Origin of the sequence: Psychrobacter sp. TB20-MNA-CIBAN-0197, assembly GCF_040309765.1 — a bacterium.
Lineage (GTDB): Bacteria > Pseudomonadota > Gammaproteobacteria > Pseudomonadales > Moraxellaceae > Psychrobacter > Psychrobacter submarinus.
The window spans coordinates 1-243 of record NZ_JBEOPC010001246.1 but is presented as its reverse complement, the minus strand read 5'-3'; the positions used below and the strand labels follow the sequence as shown (position 1 = coordinate 243).

Annotated in this window: 1 protein-coding gene; it reads left to right on the top strand. The window is 63.8% G+C overall.

Annotated elements, in window-relative coordinates; genetic code table 11:
* On the top strand, positions 1-243 hold a 243-nt coding region (locus tag AAEY83_RS17960), incomplete at both ends, for a pseudouridine synthase (protein ID WP_351061402.1).

Sequence of the window (243 nt, the reverse complement as noted above, 5' to 3'; positions counted from 1 at the left end):
CTGCCCCTTCGCTACGATCCGCCGACCAAACCACGGCATGTGGTCGATCACGAATTCGGCAAACATGCGCTGACGTTCTGGAAGGTGCTGGAACGGTGCGGCGACTGGTGCCGCGTCGAACTGACACCGATTACCGGGCGCTCGCATCAACTGCGCGTGCACATGTTGTCGATCGGCCATCCGCTGCTCGGTGACGGACTCTACGCCCACGAGCAGGCGCTGGCCGCCTGGCCACGTTTGTGC